The 21,951-nt window shown below is 41.8% G+C and carries 17 protein-coding genes, 1 pseudogene and 2 other annotated features; of the genes and pseudogenes, 5 read left to right on the forward strand and 13 right to left on the reverse strand.

Annotated elements, in window-relative coordinates; genetic code table 11:
• Positions 1-14: 14 nt before the first annotated feature.
• Positions 15-773: pseudogene (locus tag BSM4216_RS08560) on the forward strand (IS1182 family transposase); the annotation flags it as partial.
• Between the two features lie 180 nt (positions 774-953).
• On the opposite strand, the gene BSM4216_RS08565 reads toward BSM4216_RS08560, so the two are convergent.
• Positions 954-1,391, reverse strand: a complete 438-nt coding sequence (locus BSM4216_RS08565; protein WP_004439798.1) for a Rok-like winged helix domain-containing protein — start codon at positions 1,389-1,391, stop codon at positions 954-956.
• A gap of 406 nt (positions 1,392-1,797) precedes the next feature.
• Between BSM4216_RS08565 and BSM4216_RS08570 the strand changes: the two genes are divergently transcribed.
• The gene (locus BSM4216_RS08570; protein WP_048622401.1) at positions 1,798-2,841 is read left to right on the forward strand and encodes an IS30 family transposase; all 1,044 of its coding nucleotides are present in this window, start codon (positions 1,798-1,800) and stop codon (positions 2,839-2,841) included.
• 830 nt (positions 2,842-3,671) lie between these two features.
• On the opposite strand, the gene BSM4216_RS08575 is transcribed toward BSM4216_RS08570, so the two are convergent.
• The 3 genes from BSM4216_RS08575 to BSM4216_RS08585 all read right to left on the reverse strand — a co-directional run bounded on the left by BSM4216_RS08575 (position 3,672) and on the right by BSM4216_RS08585 (position 6,754).
• Entirely contained in the window at positions 3,672-3,881 is a 210-nt protein-coding gene (locus BSM4216_RS08575; RefSeq protein ID WP_004439805.1) for a DUF6501 family protein, read from the reverse strand.
• Between the two features lie 4 nt (positions 3,882-3,885).
• Positions 3,886-5,343 (reverse strand): bifunctional ADP-dependent NAD(P)H-hydrate dehydratase/NAD(P)H-hydrate epimerase, encoded by a 1,458-nt coding sequence (locus BSM4216_RS08580; RefSeq protein ID WP_048624458.1) that lies wholly within the window; start codon positions 5,341-5,343, stop codon positions 3,886-3,888.
• Positions 5,344-5,710: 367 nt separating this feature from the next.
• Positions 5,711-6,754, reverse strand: coding sequence for an IS30 family transposase (locus BSM4216_RS08585; RefSeq protein WP_048622401.1), 1,044 nt, complete (start codon positions 6,752-6,754; stop codon positions 5,711-5,713).
• Between the two features lie 237 nt (positions 6,755-6,991).
• On the opposite strand from BSM4216_RS08585, the gene sda reads away from it, so the two are divergent.
• The gene (gene sda, locus BSM4216_RS08590; RefSeq protein ID WP_307190439.1) at positions 6,992-7,114 is read left to right on the forward strand and encodes a sporulation histidine kinase inhibitor Sda; all 123 of its coding nucleotides are present in this window, start codon (positions 6,992-6,994) and stop codon (positions 7,112-7,114) included.
• Positions 7,115-7,454: 340 nt separating this feature from the next.
• Here sda and odhB read toward each other — a convergent pair whose 3' ends face one another.
• Together odhB and sucA are read right to left on the reverse strand one after the other, a co-directional pair.
• Entirely contained in the window at positions 7,455-8,723 is a 1,269-nt protein-coding gene (gene odhB, locus BSM4216_RS08600; protein WP_048623436.1) for a 2-oxoglutarate dehydrogenase complex dihydrolipoyllysine-residue succinyltransferase, read from the reverse strand.
• 196 nt (positions 8,724-8,919) lie between these two features.
• Complete coding sequence (gene sucA / locus BSM4216_RS08605; protein ID WP_048624459.1) at positions 8,920-11,763, reverse strand: 2-oxoglutarate dehydrogenase E1 component; 2,844 nt, start codon at positions 11,761-11,763, stop codon at positions 8,920-8,922.
• A gap of 498 nt (positions 11,764-12,261) precedes the next feature.
• Between sucA and BSM4216_RS08610 the strand changes: the two genes are divergently transcribed.
• Both BSM4216_RS08610 and BSM4216_RS08615 read left to right on the forward strand, forming a co-directional pair.
• A complete protein-coding gene (locus tag BSM4216_RS08610; protein WP_048623437.1) occupies positions 12,262-12,756 on the forward strand; it encodes a hypothetical protein in 495 nt (164 codons plus the stop codon).
• A 251-nt stretch (positions 12,757-13,007) separates the two neighbouring features.
• Complete coding sequence (locus BSM4216_RS08615; protein WP_048623438.1) at positions 13,008-13,805, forward strand: ABC transporter ATP-binding protein; 798 nt, start codon at positions 13,008-13,010, stop codon at positions 13,803-13,805.
• A gap of 96 nt (positions 13,806-13,901) precedes the next feature.
• Here BSM4216_RS08615 and BSM4216_RS08620 read toward each other — a convergent pair whose 3' ends face one another.
• The 7 genes from BSM4216_RS08620 to trpE all read right to left on the reverse strand — a co-directional run bounded on the left by BSM4216_RS08620 (position 13,902) and on the right by trpE (position 21,301).
• Positions 13,902-14,720 (reverse strand): YihY/virulence factor BrkB family protein, encoded by an 819-nt coding sequence (locus tag BSM4216_RS08620; protein ID WP_048623439.1) that lies wholly within the window; start codon positions 14,718-14,720, stop codon positions 13,902-13,904.
• Between the two features lie 194 nt (positions 14,721-14,914).
• On the reverse strand, positions 14,915-15,700 hold the full coding sequence (gene trpA, locus BSM4216_RS08630; RefSeq protein ID WP_048623441.1) for a tryptophan synthase subunit alpha: 786 nt from the start codon (positions 15,698-15,700) through the stop codon (positions 14,915-14,917).
• Positions 15,697-16,899 carry a tryptophan synthase subunit beta gene (trpB, locus tag BSM4216_RS08635; protein WP_048623442.1) on the reverse strand — a complete coding sequence of 401 codons (1,203 nt, stop codon included), beginning with the start codon at positions 16,897-16,899 and terminating at the stop codon, positions 15,697-15,699. The genes trpA and trpB overlap by 4 nt, the downstream gene beginning before the upstream one ends.
• A complete protein-coding gene (locus BSM4216_RS08640) occupies positions 16,896-17,510 on the reverse strand; it encodes a phosphoribosylanthranilate isomerase (RefSeq protein ID WP_048623443.1) in 615 nt (204 codons plus the stop codon). Before BSM4216_RS08640 ends, trpB begins: the two co-directional genes overlap by 4 nt.
• A gap of 5 nt (positions 17,511-17,515) precedes the next feature.
• Positions 17,516-18,298, reverse strand: coding sequence for an indole-3-glycerol phosphate synthase TrpC (trpC, locus tag BSM4216_RS08645; protein ID WP_048623444.1), 783 nt, complete (start codon positions 18,296-18,298; stop codon positions 17,516-17,518).
• Positions 18,299-19,906, reverse strand: a complete 1,608-nt coding sequence (locus tag BSM4216_RS16330) for a bifunctional anthranilate synthase component II/anthranilate phosphoribosyltransferase (protein ID WP_082142296.1) — start codon at positions 19,904-19,906, stop codon at positions 18,299-18,301.
• The gene (gene trpE / locus BSM4216_RS08655; protein ID WP_048623445.1) at positions 19,907-21,301 is read right to left on the reverse strand and encodes an anthranilate synthase component I; all 1,395 of its coding nucleotides are present in this window, start codon (positions 21,299-21,301) and stop codon (positions 19,907-19,909) included.
• A 68-nt stretch (positions 21,302-21,369) separates the two neighbouring features.
• Positions 21,370-21,606: a binding site (T-box leader), on the reverse strand.
• A 44-nt stretch (positions 21,607-21,650) separates the two neighbouring features.
• Positions 21,651-21,893 (reverse strand) — a binding site (T-box leader).
• Positions 21,894-21,951 lie beyond the last annotated feature (58 nt).

Here is a 21,951-nt window from a genome sequence, read left to right on the forward strand (position 1 = left end):
CACTGCGAAAGTTGAGTAAAGAAATAAAAGAAAGTACCACTGATCCGGAAAGTGGTTACTACGTAAAAGACGAGCGAACAAAACAGTTTGCTTACTCATTCCATGCTGCTGCGGATCGAAATGGCTTTGTTTTGGGGGCTATTGTAACGCCAGGGAATATTCATGACAGTTCCGTATTGGAGCCACTTCTTGAAAAAGTCATAGAAAAACATGGAAAACCGGTTGTAGTTGCTGCTGACGCTGGATATAAAACTCCCGCCGTTGCCCAATACATATTTGAAAATGATATGACCCCTGCTTTACCTTATACTCGCCCTCGTACAAAGGATGGTTATTTCAAAAAACATGAGTATGTTTACGATGAATACTACGATTGTTATCTTTGTCCGCAAGGACAAGTGTTAAAATATGCAACTACGACGAAGGAAGGCTATCGTCAATATTTTTCTGATCCAGTCCAGTGTAAAGATTGTCCATTCCTTTCGAAGTGCACCCAAAGTAAGGAGCATAAAAAACTGATTCAGCGACATGTATGGGAATTTTATTTAGAGGAAGCTGATCATCTTCGGCATACACAAGAGAATAAGAGCATTTATGCAAGACGGAAAGAAACCATTGAACGTGTTTTTGCTGATGCAAAGGAAAAGCATGGTATGCGTTGGACAACCTTAAGAGGTCTAAAAAAATTGTCCATGCAGGCGATGCTAACTTTTGCTGCAATGAATTTGAAAAAGATGGCTTGCTGGACATGGAAAAGTCCAGCAATAACATAAAATAGACCCCTGGAGGGGTCTATTCCAAACATTTGAAAGCATAAAAGTGACAAAAGGCATCCGAAAGCGCACATTCGGATGCCTTTTGTCTACACTCTGAGCTGATTACATCCGTAATCAGCCTAAGCTGTTGGCATCATCGTCCGTTTTACCGATCAATTGAATCATATGTATAAACAATCAGTCTTCATAATCGTAAATGTACAATCCTCTTCCCAGTTTTTGAACATGCGGTTCTTCTTTCATAAGCGCTTTCATAAAAGTAGTCATATTCGCGATTTTCCTAGAAGTGACGGCCTCAATCTGTCTTTGCAAGTCAACTCCTCGAATCGGTTCATTTTGCGCTTTCAAAATGGAGACTGCCACTTTTCTCATTTCGCTTACTTCTTCTCTTCTCCCTAAGATTCTTTTTTCAGAATCAACAGCGTTGGCTGCTTCATTTGGGGAGTATGCTTCTACCGGCCAATCACCTTGAAGATTTTTTTCCATCGCATCCAATTCTCTTAATCTGTTTGTAATTTCTTCCCGTTCTTTTCGGATCTCCTGAAAAATCTTCACTTCCACATTATTTAATTGTTCCAAACGAATTTTCAATGCCATTCTTTCGTTAAAAAGCATCCCCCTGCTCCCTCCGTTATTTCTAAATGTAAATTAGTCCATTTTCTATTCTATATAATAAATTGCGTCAAAGTTATACTAACAAAAAAATGCACTCGTGACTATTAAAAATTTATAATTATTCATTTCTATTATTAAAGAAACTATTCTTTTTTCTCATATTTTATTTTTTTCGTTATGAGACTTTCTTTTCGATCCTCTTCTTCACCTTATTTTTTACAAGGGAAACTCATTTATGGACTCATTTAATCATTGCTGCTAATTATTATCTTTCTAAATACTTTTTATGATTTTATAAATTGGCTAGTTGTATAATCAAATGCAACAAGCATAAAAAATGAAAAACCATAGATAAACCACGTATGATTAAGTCGACTAAAACAATATCGATACGGAGGATTTATCTATGGCAATTACTAATTCTACCATAGGAGCTCGGCATTTCAAACACTTAACGGCTTATGACCGTGGGAAAATTGCGGCCTTACACGCTGCTGGTAAGACTCAACAGGAGATTGCAGATTATGTTGGTTGTCACAAAAGCACCATCTCCCGTGAGTTAAGAAGAGGTACAGTGCCACAAAGAAAAAGCAACGGGAAAATTGTTCATGTCTATTTTCCAGACACAGGTCAACTTCTCTATGAGAGAAACAGGAAAGCCTGTGGCCGCAAGCTAAAACTAGACGATGCCATCGAGTTTATTAAGTATGCCGAAACTCAGATCCTTGATAAGAAATGGTCTCCTGATGCGGTATGTGGGAGAGCCAAACGTGATGGGAAATTCAAAGACAAAATGGTTTGCACCAAGACCCTTTATAACTATATTGATCTAGGACTTATAGGCGTTAAAAACATTGACCTACCTATGAAAATTACCCTGAACACCAAGAAAAAACGTAACCGGAAGAATAAGAAGATCTTAGGACGCAGTATCGATGAGCGACCAATTGAAGTCAATGAACGCCAAGAGTTTGGTCACTGGGAAATTGATACGGTTATAGGCAAGAAGACTAAAGATCAGGCCTTATTGACTCTTACTGAGCGCAAAACCCGTAAAGAAATAATTTTGAGAGTGACAGCCAAGGATAGTCTATCCGTTTCAGAAGTCATATCTCAGTTGAAAGTGTCTTATGGTAATCGGTTCTCTAAAGTGTTTAAAACCATTACGGCTGATAACGGTTCTGAATTTGCTGACCTCGGCCTTAGTGTTGAAAAAGATCTAACAGAGGTTTATTTTACACACCCTTACACATCCTGTGAACGAGGAACCAACGAGCGTCATAATGGCCTTATTAGGCGCTTCATACCAAAGGGGAGACCCATTTCCTCTGTGGCAGACGAAACCATTACCTATGTTGAAAATTGGTGTAACCATCTTCCAAGGAAGATCCTCAATTATCGTACACCTGAGGAGTGTTTCCAAATAGAGTTAGCTGGCTTAGCTTCTTAACCTTAAGCCAGCTAACCCAAAGGGTTGGTTTTTAGCAACTTGACAAAGAGCCTCTGCGGGCATGGCTACCAGCCATGAAGCCAGGTATACGGTACTGGCTGGGCCAACCAGGCTACCATGCCCGCCACTCCACGTCAAGTTGCGCAGAGTGTCCCGATTCTACTTAATCATGGGTTATCTGGTCTTTCAATACTTGTTGCATTTAATATTGCAATTTAAGGATTTTATAAATTTTATAGCAGCGAAAAACCCGTTATTCACCGGGTTACATAGCAGTATTTTCATTTTGTTGGTTTGCGAGGCTTTCTTTTACTTGATCACAAGCTCGTGCTGCCTGTTCAAGGGCGTTTTGCAACGATTCTTCATGATTCGGGCTGCTTGCAGGCATTGACGGCTTGCACAAGTCTATTTGATGATGCGAAATTCATTCGCTTTCCGCGGGCGATCCATGAGCCTTCTCGCTGTGGGTCTCGATTTGCTCGCTGTTCCCGCAGGAGTCTCGTCCATTTCGCAATCATCAATAAAACGTAACTTAGCCAAATGAAAAAATATCGCCTTTTCCATTATGTCCTGCTAACAATAAAAATGGAGGCGATTTTTTTGAGTAGCTATTTTTATTGATTAAAACAAACATTGATTCGCGACGGAGAATCGTCAAAGCTTTCCGTGAATATCTTCTGATAATGTGGCTGTTCGATCAGCAGATTTGAAACTGGCGGAAAAGGACTACTATTTGCTTCAAAAAAATCCCGAAATAGAGAAAACCCGACGAGAAAATGATTTTATCTCGACGGGTTTCCGTGTTTAAAAATGGATTTGGGGACAATCCCTTATGCCTCTACTTCTTCAAAATAATGTTTGTAAAATCCTGCCACTTTGTTTGTATTATCCACCACGAAATAAAATTCTTCTGTTTCATTTTTCACTTCATAAATCTTTCCCACTGTCAACACATTGTTGACCATATACTTTTTAGCATTGGTATTGGTGCACTTCACTTTTTTTAAAGTTGGTCTTTCTCTCCATGTCAGATGAATCATGTTTTCATTCCTCCAATTCTTTTTCCATTTCCTTGCAAACAACAGGGAGCAGCCGCTGAAAATCATGGGCGGTCATCGCAGCGCTGCCGTTCGATTGAACCCAAAGATCAGCACAAGCCCCATGAAGGTATACAGCATTTGCCACAGCAGCTTGAATGTTCGAATGAATTCCTACGCTGGCTAACAACATACCGGTCAAAATATCTCCGCTCCCCCCTTTGGAAAGAGCTCGATTTCCTGTAAGATTAATCAATCCTGATCCGTCAGGAAACGCAATAACCGTGTACTGCCCCTTCAGCACGACTATTACCCGGTGTTTCATTGAATATTGAGAAGCCACTTGAAGACGGTTCTCCTGAATAATCTTCGTTTCCAGACCGGTCATTCGTGAAAATTCACCTGGGTGGGGCGTCACAATCACGTGGTTTTGGGATTTACTGTAATCGCGACCACGCAAGGCACCGGCATCCAATATTTTAGGTATATCCATTGGCAGCAACTCCGTGATCAATTGTTCCAATGGATCATCCGGTTCTAATCCGGGACCCACAGCCAGGCAAGAAAATTTCTTTTCTATTTCCATCTTTTTTATATCTTGTAAAGGCTCATAAATAAAAGTCGCTTCTGGAACTTGAGCCCCCACAAAGAGCGAAGCATGTTTCGATGTGGCAACCGAAAGTTTTCCGATTCCGAATCTCATCGCTCCGATGGAAGCCAGTGCAACACTGCCGGGCATCGAATCGCTGCCTGCTATTAATAAACCGTTGCCATAAGTCCCTTTATGAGAATTCGTCTTCGGTTTAGGCCAACTTTTCAGTACATCCGCTTTTGTCCACACTTTCCACTTGCTTTCATGAGGCAGCCCAATATCCGCTATGTATAGTTTTCCGTAGTAGTCAGAAGACGGGAACAAAAAGCACGATGGCTTATATCCGTGCAAAACGATGGTCATGTCCGCCCGATAAGCATTTTGATCACATTTCCCTTCATTCGCCAAGACTCCGGTTGGAATATCGATCGCCACTTTTTTCCCAGATTGTCCATTTATCCATTTTAAAATTTTCCCTACATCTTCTTTCATCGGAAGCCTGGCCCCGACGCCTAAGATTCCGTCAATGATCATATCATATTTTAATTCAGGTTGAAATGGGCTTTGATCAAATCCGAGCGAACGGAAATATTCAAAATGCTGAATAGCCGGCGCCGTTTTAGGCATCCCCACAGGAAAGACCAAGTCGGCCTTAATTCCATTTAGCTTTAAATAGCGTGCAAGGACGATGCCGTCTCCTCCGTTGTTGCCTCGCCCTGATAAAATCAGAACTCGATCTTGTTTATGAATGTGTGGAAGCAATAATCGAAATATTTCTCTTCCAGCATTTTCCATTAATGTAAACGGCGACATGCCGTTGGATTCTGCCAATGAGTCTACTCGTCGAATCTCTTCGCTTGTATAAATATGCATTTTCATCACTCCTTTCCGCTCGTTCCATGATATTCTCATTTTACCATATGACTCCTTTTTCTGTTAGACAAGGAGTTCGACTGAAAAAGACGCCTTAGCGGCATAGAAATCGCTAGTACTTCTTTGTTTTTTCGATTTTTTTCCACCCTTAAATTGCAATATTAAATGCAACAAGTATTGAAAGACCAGATAACCCATGATTAAGTAGAATCGGGACACTCTGCGCAACTTGACGTGGAGTGGCGGGCATGGTAGCCTGGTTGGCCCAGCCAGTACCGTATACCTGGCTTCATGGCTGGTAGCCATGCCCGCAGAGGCTCTTTGTCAAGTTGCTAAAAACCAACCCTTTGGGTTAGCTGGCTTAAGGTTAAGAAGCTAAGCCAGCTAACTCTATTTGGAAACACTCCTCAGGTGTACGATAATTGAGGATCTTCCTTGGAAGATGGTTACACCAATTTTCAACATAGGTAATGGTTTCGTCTGCCACAGAGGAAATGGGTCTCCCCTTTGGTATGAAGCGCCTAATAAGGCCATTATGACGCTCGTTGGTTCCTCGTTCACAGGATGTGTAAGGGTGTGTAAAATAAACCTCTGTTAGATCTTTTTCAACACTAAGGCCGAGGTCAGCAAATTCAGAACCGTTATCAGCCGTAATGGTTTTAAACACTTTAGAGAACCGATTACCATAAGACACTTTCAACTGAGATATGACTTCTGAAACGGATAGACTATCCTTGGCTGTCACTCTCAAAATTATTTCTTTACGGGTTTTGCGCTCAGTAAGAGTCAATAAGGCCTGATCTTTAGTCTTCTTGCCTATAACCGTATCAATTTCCCAGTGACCAAACTCTTGGCGTTCATTGACTTCAATTGGTCGCTCATCGATACTGCGTCCTAAGATCTTCTTATTCTTCCGGTTACGTTTTTTCTTGGTGTTCAGGGTAATTTTCATAGGTAGGTCAATGTTTTTAACGCCTATAAGTCCTAGATCAATATAGTTATAAAGGGTCTTGGTGCAAACCATTTTGTCTTTGAATTTCCCATCACGTTTGGCTCTCCCACATACCGCATCAGGAGACCATTTCTTATCAAGGATCTGAGTTTCGGCATACTTAATAAACTCGATGGCATCGTCTAGTTTTAGCTTGCGGCCACAGGCTTTCCTGTTTCTCTCATAGAGAAGTTGACCTGTGTCTGGAAAATAGACATGAACAATTTTCCCGTTGCTTTTTCTTTGTGGCACTGTACCTCTTCTTAACTCACGGGAGATGGTGCTTTTGTGACAACCAACATAATCTGCAATCTCCTGTTGAGTCTTACCAGCAGCGTGTAAGGCCGCAATTTTCCCACGGTCATAAGCCGTTAAGTGTTTGAAATGCCGAGCTCCTATGGTAGAATTAGTAATTGCCATAGATAAATCCTCCGTATCGATATTGTTTTAGTCGACTTAATCATACGTGGTTTATCTATGGTTTTTCATTTTTTATGCTTGTTGCATTTGATTATACAACTAGCCTCCACCTTTTATTTTTCAAAATTTTCCCGAATTTTCCTTTGCAAACGAAATCATAATTTGTTAAAATATCAGACAATATAGATGATTCTATATTATAAATCCTTTCCGAGAGGGGTTTTGTCATTGAAAATCATGAGCAATGAGCAATTGGTGGCAGCCTATCGCGACGCATTAAAAAAAGGTCAGGAACGTGAATGGATTGAGTTATTAAAGAAGGAAGTCAAACGGAGGGGATTAAATCCTGCACGATACTAGTGCAGCAATATGGAATAAACGGAATGAGAAGATGGTCTTTCACGGGCCATCTTTTTTATTTGTCACATCTCAAGTTGTTCCTTCACCATTTTTCACAAAAAAAGATGGTGTTCTTGTGCCGCACAAGCCTTCGAACCAGAAAACAAAACGTTACGGAGTGACCCCAAATTGTCACAATGGCAACAACATAAATCAAAAAGCAAGACAAATACGAACGAATTTAAAAAGATGCCGCTCTCATGGCGGCATCTTATGTCTGGTTGCACAAACATCGAGTAAACGAATTTCCTTTCATAAACTGCGCATAAAAATTCTGCTTTAATCGATTTTTTAAAAGAGATCAGCCTTCTAAAAGCAGGGATTCTGGATTTTCCAAAAGTTCTTTTACAGTTTTCAAGAATCCGACAGCGTCTCTTCCATCAATAATTCGATGGTCGTATGAAAGGGCAATATACATCATCGGACGGTTTTCAATCCGATCTTTATCAATGGCAACTGGTCGAAGTTGAATCGTGTGCATTCCTAAAATCCCCACTTGATTACCATTAATGATAGGAGTGGACATGAGTGAACCAAATACTCCGCCGTTTGTAATCGTAAAGGTTCCGCCTTGCAGATCGTTAAGCGATAATTTTTTATTGCGTGCTTTTTCTGCTAAGTCTGCAATGTCTCTTTCGATTTCTGCGAAGTTTTTACGATCGCAGTCGCGGACAACCGGAACGATCAAGCCGTCATCTGTTGAAACGGCTACGCCGATATCATAATATTTTTTGAGTAAAATTTCGTCGCCTTGAATTTCTGCATTGACATAAGGATATTTTTTCAATGCCGCCACTACGGCTTTTGTAAAGAAAGACATAAATCCTAGACGTACATCATATTCTTGAATGAATTTTTCTTTATACCGTTTGCGGAGGTCCATTACGGCCGTCATGTCGACTTCATTGAAGGTTGTCAGCATGGCAGCGGTATTGGTCACTTCAACAAGGCGTTTCGCAATGGTTTGTCGACGGCGGCTCATACGCTCTCGAACGACCGGTTTTTCATCCTGAACTGCTGCTGTGTTTTGTTGAGGCGCTGCTTGCGAAACCGCAGGCGCAGGTTTCGCTTCGGCTTTTGGTTGGTTGGCAAAATATTCTACGTCTTGTTTGCGAACGCGGCCTAACGGATCGATAGCAGGGACTTGAGACAAGTCGATTCCTTTTTCGCGGGCCAATTTCCTAGCGGCTGGTGAAGCAATCGGCCGTTCTTTTGGACCATCGTCTTTGATCGCTACAGATTCTTGTTTTACTTCTTGTTTTGGTGCCTCTGCTTTTGGAGCTTCTTTTGGTTCTTCTGCTTTTGGTTCTTGTGGGGCTGGAGCAGGAGCAGCAGCACCTTCTTCCACCACAGCTATCACTTGACCAACTTCTACCGTATCTCCTTCATTCGCTTTTAATTCTGTAATAACTCCTGATTCTTCGCTGATCACTTCTACATTTACTTTATCTGTTTCTAGTTCAACTATATATTCTCCCTTTTCAACCGTATCTCCAGGCTTTTTAAGCCATTGTGCGATAGTACCTTCAGTAATCGATTCTGCCAATTCGGGAACTTTAATTTCAGCCACTGTGATGTCCTCCTCCTAATTTCCTTCCAAAGCTTTTTTATTCAAAAGAACCACCATCATCCTAAAAAAGGAGAATGGAAACGATATGCCTCCTGGATCTATGACAAAACCATCCAGTCAAAGTTTTATTCCTAGGAGGCATCCGCAATCTTCCCCCGTAAATAGGCCATAGGGGAAAGACCGGCATGAAAGTGTTTTATGGTCTTGTTAACGCTTGTTTAATAATATGATCTTGTTCTTTTCGATGGACGACAGGATCTCCAACAGACGGGCTTGAACGTCTTCTCCGTCCAATATAGCGAACTTCCACTCCTTCTGGAGCTATGTCTCTTAAACGAGGATCCACATAAGACCATCCACCCATGTTTTGCGGTTCTTCTTGAACCCATACAAGTTCTTTGACATTTTGATAACGTGATAACACTTCTTTAATTTCTTCTCTAGGGAATGGGTATAATTCTTCCACTCTCAAAATATGAAGCCAATCAAGATTTTCTTCTTTATCCAATTGCTCAGCCAAATCAATCGCAATTTTTCCGCTGCATAGAACAATACGTTCTACTTTATTTGGTTTTTCACCTAAGCCGCTTTGCTCCAATATTGGACTAAAATGGCCATGGGCAAGCTCTTCTACGGTAGATGCAGCCAAAGGATGGCGAAGTAAGCTTTTTGGCGTCATGATCACTAACGGTCTTACTTCTTCTTTTCTCAAAACGGCTGCCTGACGTCGTAAAATATGGAAATATTGAGCTGTACTCGTCAAGTTTGCAACCGTCCAGTTGTTTTCGGCAGCCAGCTGCAAGAAACGTTCAACACGTCCGCTGGAATGCTCAGGGCCTTGGCCCTCATATCCGTGCGGCAAAAGCATCACAAGTCCCGATTTTTGCCCCCATTTCGCTCTTCCGGAAGAAATAAATTGATCAAACATCACTTGGGCCATATTGGCAAAATCTCCAAATTGAGCTTCCCATAAAACGAGCGTTTCAGGCGCAAACACGTTATATCCGTATTCAAATCCTACAACAGCTGCTTCTGTCAAAGGACTGTTGTGAACGACAAATGAAGCTTTCGCACCTTTAATATGGTGCAACGGGATATATTTTTCACCTGTTTCCATATCATGAAGAACGAGATGCCGCTGAGCAAACGTACCGCGCTCAGAATCTTGGCCTGTAAGACGGATAGGTGTTCCATCTCGTAGAATGGTTGCGAACGCCAATGTTTCTGCATGGGCCCAGTCGATTTTCCCTTTGCCTTCAAAAACTCCCTCACGGCGTTTTAAAATTTTCTCTAATTTGTTGAATACGTGAAAATCTTTCGGCCATTCTAATAATTGTTGGTTAATTTCTCTCAATATATTTTCGTCAATTTCTTCTTGTGGATTAGGCAGAAGGTTTTCCACCTGTATAGGCGGATTCATCACAATATCCGGGTTTTCATCCTTCTTCGGCACTTTTTCATACGCTGCTTTCAGTTTATCCACAACTTCTTTTTCAAATTTTGAAGCCAGATCTTTTTGAATCAACCCTTCATTAACTAACTGATCGGCATATATGGCTCGGACTGTTGGATGGTTTTGTATGATTTTATATAAGGTTGGGTTTGTCGCCATCGGTTCATCCATTTCATTATGTCCAAAACGCCGGTATCCAACTAAATCGATTACAAAATCTTTATGGAACGTATTTCGATATTCAAAAGCTAAAATGGCCGCCGCTAGACAAGCTTCAGGATCGTCTGCGTTCACGTGTACAATTGGCATTTCAAAGCCTTTCGCAATATCAGAAGCATATCGTGTGGATCGAGAATCGTAGCTTTCTGTTGTAAATCCGATCATATTGTTGGCGATTACATGAATCGAACCACCTGTTTGATAACCAGGCAATCGGCTTAAGTTCAATGTTTCAGCCACGATGCCTTCTCCCGGAAAAGCGGCGTCTCCATGAATCATAATCGTCAAAGATTTTTTTACATCCTGTTTTGGGTAGCCAGGTTGAGTTCGATCTTCTTGCGCAGCTCTTGTATAGCCTGCTACAACCGGATCTACCACTTCTAAGTGGCTTGGATTGTTGGCTAACGTGATCCGTGTTTGTCCTTGGTTGCTTTCTTTTACACGGCGATCGGCGCCAAGATGGTATTTTACGTCACCAGTCCAACCGTATGTAATTCCGATGGATCCTTCAGAAGGTATTAATTTTTTGCTAGGAGAATGCTGAAATTCAGCAAAAATCATTTCGTAAGGTTTACCGAGAATGTGAGCCAGCACATTCAGACGTCCGCGGTGGGCCATGCCAATATTGATGCTTTCTGCCCCTTTTGATACTGCTTTTCGAATTAACTCGTCAATCAGTGGAACCATCACATCCAAGCCTTCAATAGAAAACCGTTTTTGACCAACAAACGTACGGTGCAAAAACTTTTCAAAGCCTTCCACTTCCGTTAAGCGCTTTAATAATTGTATCTTTTCTTCTTTATTTAAAGATGGATAAAAGCTTCCTGATTCCACTTTTTGACGAAGCCAATTTCTTTCTTCCATTTCATGAACTTGGGCAAATTCAAAAGCAAGTTTATCCGTATAAACTTTCTTTAAATGATTGATGGCATCGAGTCCGTTTTGGACATGAGAAGGTGCGTTTGGACAAATAAATTCAACCGGAATATTTTTTAAATCCTCTTCCGTCAGTTGAAATTCTTCTAATTCAATTCGACGTGAATCTTTATTTCGATCATTTAAAGGATTGATATCCGCCGCGAGGTGACCGTAAAAGCGGATATTATCGGCCAGCTTCACAGCAGCAACAATTTTGTGATAATCCACTTGTCCTTGCGGAGCCGGACGAAACGTTCCCGTTCTAGGTGCAGATTGTTCCCATCCCTCTTCGACAACCGGAGCTCCCCACTGGTTGAATAATTCTTTAAGATCCGAGTCAATACTTTCTGGATCTTCTAAATATTTTTCATACATCTCCATGATATAACCGAGGTTAGGCCCAGAAAAGCGGTTCCACGGTCCCCTTTGGTTTGATGTTTGTGTGTTCATCATGCAAAACCTCCAACCGTAACGTCCTGTTATTGATTTTCTCGTCATCCCACATTCATAAATTATTCCAAAAATAATTAAAAACGCTTACAAGTCCATTTTACCACGCTAAAGTAAAAATTGAAAGAATATCCTTTCTTTTTCGTCTAATTGTCTTCATTGATTTGACCAATGATCTTCTCATTTTCATATTGATCAATTTGTGAAATTCGTAACAACATCCTGATTATTCTGAAATAATTTTTTCACCTTCTATTCCCTTTTTTCTGAAATAAGTTTAATTTTTTTCATGTACCATCTTACTACTCTTTCTTTAAAAATCAATCCTTTTTGACAAAATTATTAATTTTTATAGAACAAATAAAATTGGCTATCTTTTTTTCTGCTTTATTCCGTTTTTTCCTTTTTTACCCGCTCCTCAATCAACACCATCTGAACGTTTCCTAGGCTCAAGACATAAGATATGAAGAACGAATATGGAATTCGAGGGGGATTGGCATGTTTCCGTGGAACTGGTTTTTTTCGAATGAAAACCTCCCTAATGACTGGATGAAACAACTCAACCCAGCCGACGTAGAACAGTTTATACAAGAAATGATGAAGAAAACCATCCCTCCTAATTGGCAGCAAACCCATCCATTCTCTTCACAATTCGAAAAGCAAGATCCTCCTTCTCCAGAAAAAGAAACATCTCCTCCCTCTCCTCCAATCCCTATCGAGGTTTTTGAAACGTTTGACTATGTATTCCTTCGGCTGCGACTCAAGGAAGAATGGCTGCAACATTTGAAAATTCATCATACTTCCCAAAAAGCGATCATTTATAATGTCCCGGAAATGGGGGAACGACAAGAAATTGTTTTACCAGCGCTTGTCAAACGCAAAGGAGCTAAAGCTGAATTTCAAGACGGTATTTTAGAAATCTGCTTCTTGCGGATGGAAGATTGGCAAATTTCCGAAATTCATTTGCCAAATAACAAGGAAGAATCTCCGTAGTATTCTTCAATATCTCTTCATCTTTCGGTCACTGAAAAGTTTTTCTGAACCTTTTGTTATTGTTCTCCCATATATTTACTTTAGAAAGTAAATGACAAATCATGTGAAACAGTTAGTTGGCCCTGTTTCTTAAAGTATTTGAATATGCTTTACCGTTGGAGGAACCCCTTTTATTTAACGGAATTTTCTTTTAATTACAAATCTTTTTTGCTACAATTTTTTTGAATGAAGGTTGGAAAAGGGGAAAAACGATGAAAAAACTCGTCTCGCTTAAAAATGTAAGTTGGCAAAGAGGAAACCGAACCATTTTGGACTCGATCAACTGGGAGATCTCATCCGGAGAACAATGGGCGGTGCTCGGGTTAAACGGCTCTGGAAAAACGTCTTTATTGAATATTGTTTGCGGCTACCAGTATCCTACGAAAGGAGAAGTTGTCGTTTTGGGGGAACGTTTTGGCGAAACGAATATCCCCGAACTGCGAAAAAAAATCGGAATCGTCAGCCATTCGCTTAGTCGCTTTGATGATGTTTTGAAAAATGAATCAGTAGAAGAAATCGTTTTGAGCGGAAAATTTGCTTCCATCGGATTGTACGAACAAGTCAGCCATGAAGACTTGGATCAAGCTGATGCTTTCATGGAACAATTCCGAATCGGCTATTTAAAAGGGAGCGCTTACCAATCTCTTTCCCAAGGAGAAAAAATGCGTGTCCTTATTGCCAGAGCGTTTATGGCTAATCCTGAAATCCTCATTTTAGACGAACCATGCAGCGGATTGGATATCCGTGCTCGCGAAGAATTGCTGAACGCCGTTCAAGAAACTATCATAGAAAAGAAGCTCCACCTTATTTACGTAACCCACCATATCGAGGAAATCATCCCAACGATCAGCCACGTCCTTGTTCTGGAAAACGGTCGTGTCATCGCTGCGGGAGCAAAAGAGGATGTACTGACCGACGACGTGTTGTCAGAAGCTTTTTCCATTCCCGTTCGCGTCCATTGGGAAGACGAGCGTCCTTGGCTCACGGTCAAACGAAAACAGTATCAATAAACATTCGTTAGGGTCTCATAAGAAACACAAAAATGAAGCTTGAATCCCGGCAACAGCTACTATCACTTTTTTTCAGAGCGTTCGAACCTTTTATCTTTATTTTTCTGAAACAGGATGCTCTAAAATGATTGCATTCAATAATCCGCCGATCAAGATGACGGCCGCCGTTAAATAAAACCAAATAAGAAGAACGATAATACTTCCTAATTGACCGTAAATTTTGGTATATCCCCCTAAACTGACGTAGAAAGCGAAACCAATAGAGGCTCCTTGCCAACCAATAGTTGCAAAAATCGCACCTGGCAAAGCCTCTTTCCATAAAACGCGCTTGCTCGGAACAGCATGATAAAAAAAGAGAAAAAAACCGAAAAGAAATACCGTTCCTATTCCCCATCTTAAAATATACCACCATGGATACCAATTAAATGGAAAAGAAATCGTTTGATCGAACATCCTCAGAACGATATTTTCCAAAATGGGCAAGAACAAGGAAGAAGTCAACACCACCATTAGGCCGAATGTTAAAACAAGGTCGTTGACAAGGCCTCCTAAAAATGATTTACGCCTCCGTATATGGTAGGCATCATTTAATGAACGGACTAACGACTGAACGGCCACGGAGGCAATCCAAAAAGAGGCGATCAAACTATATGAAAAAACATGGGATGGTTGTTGGTTCATGATTTGATCGACCGTTTGGCGAATAAATGCATAAGTATTTTTCGGAGCATAGGGCTCAATGATCTCCAAAAAGTCGTTTTGGTTGATAGGGAAAAAGCGAATGAGCGAAAACATAAACATTAAAAACGGAATAAACGACAACATGAAATAATAAGCGGTTTGGGCGGATTGGTCATAATACCGTTCGTTAAAAAATCGTTTTGCTACTAGCAACGGAATTTTTCGTTCATCCATGATTCCACCGGCTCCTTTTTCGTCTTTCTCCCTATTTTAGAAAAATAAACCTCCATTTTCCACTTTTCCACAAAAAAGAGACCTGGAAACCCAGATCTCTTAAAACCGTTTCTTCGTCTTTTTTCCGTCTGACGGATTAGCTCCCCATTTTTCGAAATCGCTGCTTGAATGTATTTAAGACGATGCATCTCCGTTTAAAGAATCGATTCCGTTTTCTTGCCAATCAGTTCGATTATTTCTTCTTCTTTTCCTTGATGAAACAGATCGACAATTTTGCTTCCAACAATGACCCCGTCGCAATAGGAACCGACTTCTTTTACTTGACGGTGATTGGAAATGCCAAAACCGGCTAGCACCGGAACAGGGCTTATCTTTTTCAAGTGTTCTAAATACCCGGACAATTCCTCCGGCAATTTGTTTCTTTGCCCTGTGATTCCCGTCACCGTCACCGCATATAGAAATCCATTGGAAGCTTGGGCAATCTTCTTTTTCCGCTCTTCTGGACTCGTCAACGTAACGAGTTGAATCAAATCGATATTCTTTTCTTTTAGTTCTTGAGAAAGGATTCCCTGTTCTTCAAAAGGAACGTCAGGAAGGATCACTCCGTTGACGCCCGCTTTGGCGCAATCGTTGACAAAGCGTTCGATTCCATATGCATACACAGGGTTTATATACGTCATCACAATCAAAGGAATAGTGACACTAGAACGAAAAGCGGCAATTTCAGCAAGCACTTTTGCAAGCGACACTCCCTCTTTCAGCGCCCGTTTTCCCGCTTCTTGGATAACTGGGCCGTCTGCAACGGGATCAGAAAAAGGAATGCCGATTTCTACCATGCTGGCACCGGCTTTTTCCAAAAAGAGCACCTTGTCTTTTAAACTGGACAAACCCCCGTCCCCCGCCATGATATACGCAACAAACGCTTTTTCGTTGTTTTGTTTTAATTGATGAAATGCTTCTGCAATCGATAGAGCCGTCATTTTTCTTCCCCTTTCAACACAGCTTGAACCGTTTCAACGTCTTTATCTCCTCGTCCGGACAAACAAACCACCAACACTTCTTCCGGCTTCATCGTCGGCGCTAATTTCAATGCATGCGCCACCGCATGGGAACTTTCCAACGCCGGAATAATCCCCTCCGTTTTCGTCAACGTTTGAAATCCTTCCAGCGCTTCTTGATCGGTCACCGATGTATAATGGACTCTTTTGATTTCTTTTAACAAGCTATGTTCGGGACCTACTCCGGGATAATCCAATCCCGCTGAAATGGAGTGGGCTTCCTGAATTTGCCCATTTTCATCCTGCAATAAATACATTTTCGACCCGTGTAAAATTCCGACTGATCCTTTCGTGAGTGTAGCAGCATGTTTGCCGGTATCTAGTCCGCTTCCGGCTGCCTCGACACCGAACAAGCGGACGGACTCATCTTCCAAAAATGGGTAAAACATCCCCATCGCATTGCTGCCCCCACCGACACAGGCAACAATGGCATCCGGAAGCTTTCCTTCTTTTTCGATGATTTGTTGTTTTGTTTCCTTTCCGATTACACTTTGAAAATCGCGTACTATTTTTGGAAACGGATGAGGACCAAGAACCGACCCCATAATATAATGAGTATCTTCCACATTCGCGACCCAGTAGCGGAGCGCTTCATTGACCGCGTCTTTCAATGTGCCGCTTCCTTGTCGCACGCTGACAACTTTTGCCCCAAGAAGCTCCATTCGGAACACATTCAGCTTTTGGCGGCGAACATCCTCTTCCCCCATAAAGATGATACAATCCATATTTAGCAGGGCACTAACGGTCGCCGTCGCTACGCCGTGCTGGCCTGCTCCTGTTTCTGCTACCACCTTTCTTTTTCCCATTCGCAACGCAAGAAGCGCCTGCCCGATCGTATTGTTGATTTTATGGGCTCCCGTATGGTTCAAATCTTCGCGCTTCAAATAGATTTTCGCGCCTCCGAGTTTTTCCGTTAGATTTTTAGCATAGTAGAGCGGCGTTTGTCGCCCTACGTATTCTTTTAAGTAATAGCGCAGCTTTTGCAAAAAGTTTTCGTCGTTTTTCGCTTCTTCATAAGCGATTTCCAATTCCTGGACAGCTCTCATTAACGTTTCCGGAACAAAGCGGCCTCCAAACGGCCCAAAATATCCTTTTTCATCTGGTTGAACATACGTACTCATCTTTTTTGCACTCCTTTTGCTTCATCTATAAACAATTTGATTTTCCGGCGGTCTTTGCGCCCCTCCGTCTCTACGCCGCTTGACACATCGACACCAAATGGCTGTATGGCTTGAATGGCTTGCTGAACATTTTCCGGATTTAACCCGCCGGCTATGATCAAATTTTCTTTTTTCAATCGTTTTTCTTCTATTAAACTCCAATCAAATGTTTTTCCGTTTCCTCCGTAATAAGCTCCCTTTGGGCTGTCTACCAACAAATAACTAGCCGGAAAGTCTGCCATCTCACGTTCGTTTGCCTCTTTGCTCAACCCAAAGGCTTTAATGACAGGAACACCTAAAGATCTCGCGTATTCCGGAGTCTCCTCCCCATGCAGCTGAACAAAATCCAAATCTGCTTCTTTTGCGATGTTTCGAACAATTTCAGGATCTTCATTGACGAAGACACCGATTTTCCAAACACTTTTCGGCAAGCTTTTGGATATTTCTTTCGCCTTCATTAAGGAAACTCGCCTTTTGCTGTTCGCAAACACCATGCCAATGGCATCCGCCCCGCATTCAGCGGCAAATAACGCTGTTTCTATATCCGTTATTCCGCAAATTTTCACAAACATCGGTTTCACCTCAAATGGACTTTTAGTTGATTCATCGTTAGTTGAATGTCATCTGCCAGCATCAACGTTTCCCCGACCAAAATCGCTTTAGCTCCTGCTTTTTGCACACGCTCTACGTCTTTCGCCGTCTTGATTCCACTTTCGCTTATAAAAATGCGGTCATGATTCTTTCCAAATCGAGACAACAGTCGTTCCGTGACCCCTAAGTCTACTTCAAACGTTTTTAGATTGCGATTATTGACGCCAATGACAGAAGGATTCAAAACAAGCGCCCGCTCCATTTCTTCCTCGTTATGCACTTCTAGTAGAACTTCTAAATCTTGCTTGTAGGCGTACTCGTACAAAGACTTCAGTTTCTCATCATCCAAAGCGGCCGCAATCAACAAGATCACATCGGCTCCAGCCTGTTTGGCGGCATCTATTTGGATGGGGTCGATGATGAAATCTTTGCACAAAATCGGCAACCCCACTACATCGCGAACTGCTTTTAAGTCTGCTAATGTTCCTTTAAAAAAAGGTTCGTCGGTTAAAACGGAAATGGCATTCGCCCCGCTCGCCTCATAATGTTTTGCCTGTTTAGCAGGATTTACATCCAGATTGATATTTCCTTTTGAGGGGGAAGCTCTTTTCACTTCCGCAATAATATTCATTTTGTCTGCATGGATAAAGGCATCATAGAAAGGGATTTTTTGAAATTTGCTTTCATTTCCAGCGTCGAATTGTTCCTTTAGTTTTCTCACTTCATCCTTCTTTTTTTCTAATATTCTGTCTAAAATGGTTCCGCTCATTTAGATCACCACTCTTTTTCTTTTTTCGCTGTAGTCGATCAAATATTGCAATGCCGATAATGCCCTTCCGGAGTCGATGCTTTCTTTCGCCAGTCGAATCCCTTCTTGAATGGTATCCGCTTTTCCGTTCGCAAAAAAGCCTAAACCGGCATTTAACAGGACCGTATCGCGATAAGCGCCTTTTTCTCCTTTGAGTACACCGATTAAAATTTCAGCATTTTCTTTGGCCTCGCCGCCCACAATAGCTTCATTCGAATAATAAGGCAGGTCTACCTTTTCCGGAGTCACCGTCATTTTTTCTACATGGCCATTTTCCAAAAGAACTAAATGATTTTCTCCAGAAAGAGAAGCTTCATCCATAAAGCCGGCGCCGTTAAGAACGACAGCTCGTTTTCTTCCGAGACGCTTCAGCACATCTGCCATCATCTCAAGCATATCCCTTCGGTAGATTCCCAAAAGCTGGCTATCTAAATCGACCGGGTTGGTCAGCGGCCCGATTAAATTAAAAATCGTAGGAATTTTTAAATCGCGGCGCACTTTCATAATTTTTTTCATGCGCGGATGAACGTGCGGCGCAAACAGGAAAGCAATATGATTTTCTTCCAACAGCTCTTCGACTTCCTCTTCATGCAAATCCAGCGAGATTCCTAAATATTCTAAAACATCGGCGCTGCCCGTTTTGCTGGAGACGCTTCGGTTGCCATGTTTAGCGACCTTCACGCCGCCTCCCGCCAACACAAAAGCACTGGTCGTACTAATATTAAAGCTGTGGGCTCCGTCTCCTCCAGTTCCGCAATTATCCATGACGTTCGGAATTTTTTTCTTGATGCCTAGCGCATGTTCACGGAGAACTTCCACAAGCGCCGCTACTTCATCTGCGTTTTCTCCTTTCGCTTTTAGCCCCATTAAAAATGCCGCCACTTCGCTGTCTGTAATTTCATCTGACAGCAATTCCCGAGAAGCCGATCTCATTTCTTCTTGATTCAAAGATTGCCGCTCTGACAGCTTTTTTAAGTAATGATTCATCTTCCGCTCCTTTTTTGTTTCCAAGAAAAATCGACGAATCAATTCTTTTCCTTTTTTCGTACCTATGGATTCGGGATGAAACTGCAGCCCGTAAAGGGGATATTCTTTATGTTTGATGGCCATGATTTCTCCATCATCCGTAGATTCCGCTAAAATCTCGAATTTAGAAGGGAGCGTCTTTTCATCAACAGCTAAAGAATGGTAGCGCATGACTTCCAAAGGTTCAGAAAAACCGGAAAAAATGCTTTGACCAGTATGATGGATAAGCGACGTCTTTCCGTGCTTAATCGTTTTTGCCTGAATAATCTTCGCTCCAAAAGCGGCAGCGACCGCTTGATGTCCGAGGCAAATGCCCAAAATCGGGATTTTGTGGTAATAATTGCGGATTAATTCCAGGCATATGCCGGCATTATCCGGTGTACCGGGCCCCGGCGAAATCACAATCGCTTCCGGCTCCATTTTTTCAATCTCTTCGACAGCTATCTCATCATTACGAACAACTTGAACATTTTTCCCTAATTCCGAGATTAATTGATAAAGATTATAAGTAAAAGAATCATAATTATCGATTAATAAAATCATTTACTCCACCTCCAGCAATGCTTTTGCTTTATTAAGCGTTTCCTCGTACTCTTTCTCAGGAACCGAATCATAGACGATGCCTGCACCGGCTTGAACATAAGCTTTTTCGTCTTTCACAATCATCGTGCGGATGGCAATGGCAAAATCCAAGTCTCCGCTTGCGGACAAATATCCGATCGCTCCCGAATATAATCCACGTTTTTCCGGCTCTAAATCATTGATGATTTGCATCGCTCGAATCTTGGGAGCTCCGGAAACGGTTCCGGCCGGCAAACACGCTTTCAATGCTTCTAAACTATGAACCTCATTCTTCAACGTACCGGTCACTTCTGAAACAATGTGCATCACATGTTTGTATCGTTCGACCACTTGATCCTTCGTCACGCGTACCGAACCAATTTCCGCTACTTTTCCAATATCGTTTCGACCGAGATCCACCAGCATACGGTGTTCAGCCAATTCTTTTTCATCCGAAAGCAGCTCTTTTTCCAATCTTCTATCTTCCTCATCCGTTGCGCCGCGCGGACGGGTTCCTGCGATCGGATTCGTCATCAATTTGCGTCCGGACACTTTGATTAAGCTTTCCGGAGAGATGCCCATGACAATATAGTCCGAAAAGTCCAAATAATACATATAGGGAGACGGGTTCGTCTTTCGAAGCTTTCTGTATAAATCGAAAGGATTCCCCTTATATGGAGCCTCTAGGCGCTGGGATAGCACCACTTGAAAAATATCTCCTTTTCGAATGAAGTCTTTCCCCCGTTCCACCATACGGCAATATTCACTTTTGGACACATTAGAGGTAAAGGAAACTTTCACATTGCTTTCAATGGAATCTTCTGAAACAGGACGATCCAACATCTTTTCTAATTGATGGACTTCTTTCTCCAATTCTTCGGGTTTCTTTTTACGGCTTAAACTCATTGCCAAAATATACACTTTTTGGAGAAGATGATCGAATACAACGACGTTTTCATAAAACATTAAATGCATATCCGGCATTTGAATTGTATCTCGAGGTACGTTTCCAATGTTCTCAACATAACGGATGGAATCGTAGCCAATGTATCCGATAGCTCCTCCAATAAAAGGAAAAGGCAGGTTCTCGTCATCTTGTTTTGGAAAATAGCTTTCCAGCTTTTTAAAAGGATCTCCTTCTGATTGTTCCGTTTTTTTGGCAATCAGATCACGAACCGTTATTTTTCCATTTTCCGCAATGAATTCCATATAAGGATTCATGCCTAAAAAAGAATAACGGCCTCTCTCTTCATGTTTAAAAGAACTTTCCAATAAAAACTTTTTCTGTCCATCTAACTTTTTAAACACGGCCACTGGGGTCAGCAGATCCCCCTCAATTTCTTTCACAACAAAATTCTTTTCTCGCACTACACTCAACTAGACTCACCTTCCTCATCTTTTCTAAAAGAAAAAAGTCCTCCAATCACACAGGAATGCCTGTATGGTTGGAGGACGAACTACGCCGCGGTGCCACCTCGATTGAAGCAAAAGCTTCCCCTTTTCGAGCACAGGAACTTTTCCGATGCTCTATCCTTTTAACGGCGGAAACCCGGGCATCCCTACTAAAAGTTCAGGACGCCTCTCGCAAGGCCATTCCGAACAGCGTATCGCACCGGCTCTCACCTTGCCCGGTTCTCTGTAACGAATCGGCTGAACGTACTCTTCTTGCTCATCGATTTATCCTCTATTCAATTTATAAAGAGAAATACAAAAAGACCCCTCATCTACAAAGGACGAGGAGCCCGCGGTGCCACCTTTGTTGATTGCTTTTACGCAATCCACTCACCGGATGGGTAGTCGTCTTACCCATCCTCCACTGTAACGGAGTGGAACCCGCCAAAGCCTACTTTGTCTGCATTTCGGTTTGGAGCTCGGAAGCCCATTCACTAATCATTTCTCACCGGTTTACACCAACCACCGGTTCTCTGAGCAGAAACGATAAGTTACTCTTCTTCCTCATCGCTGATTTCCGTTCATTTTTCTTAAGACATATGTTAATAAAACTCTTTTAAAATGTCAAACAGAAA

Origin of the sequence: Bacillus smithii (assembly GCF_001050115.1) — a bacterium.
Taxonomy (GTDB): domain Bacteria; phylum Bacillota; class Bacilli; order Bacillales; family DSM-4216; genus Bacillus_O; species Bacillus_O smithii.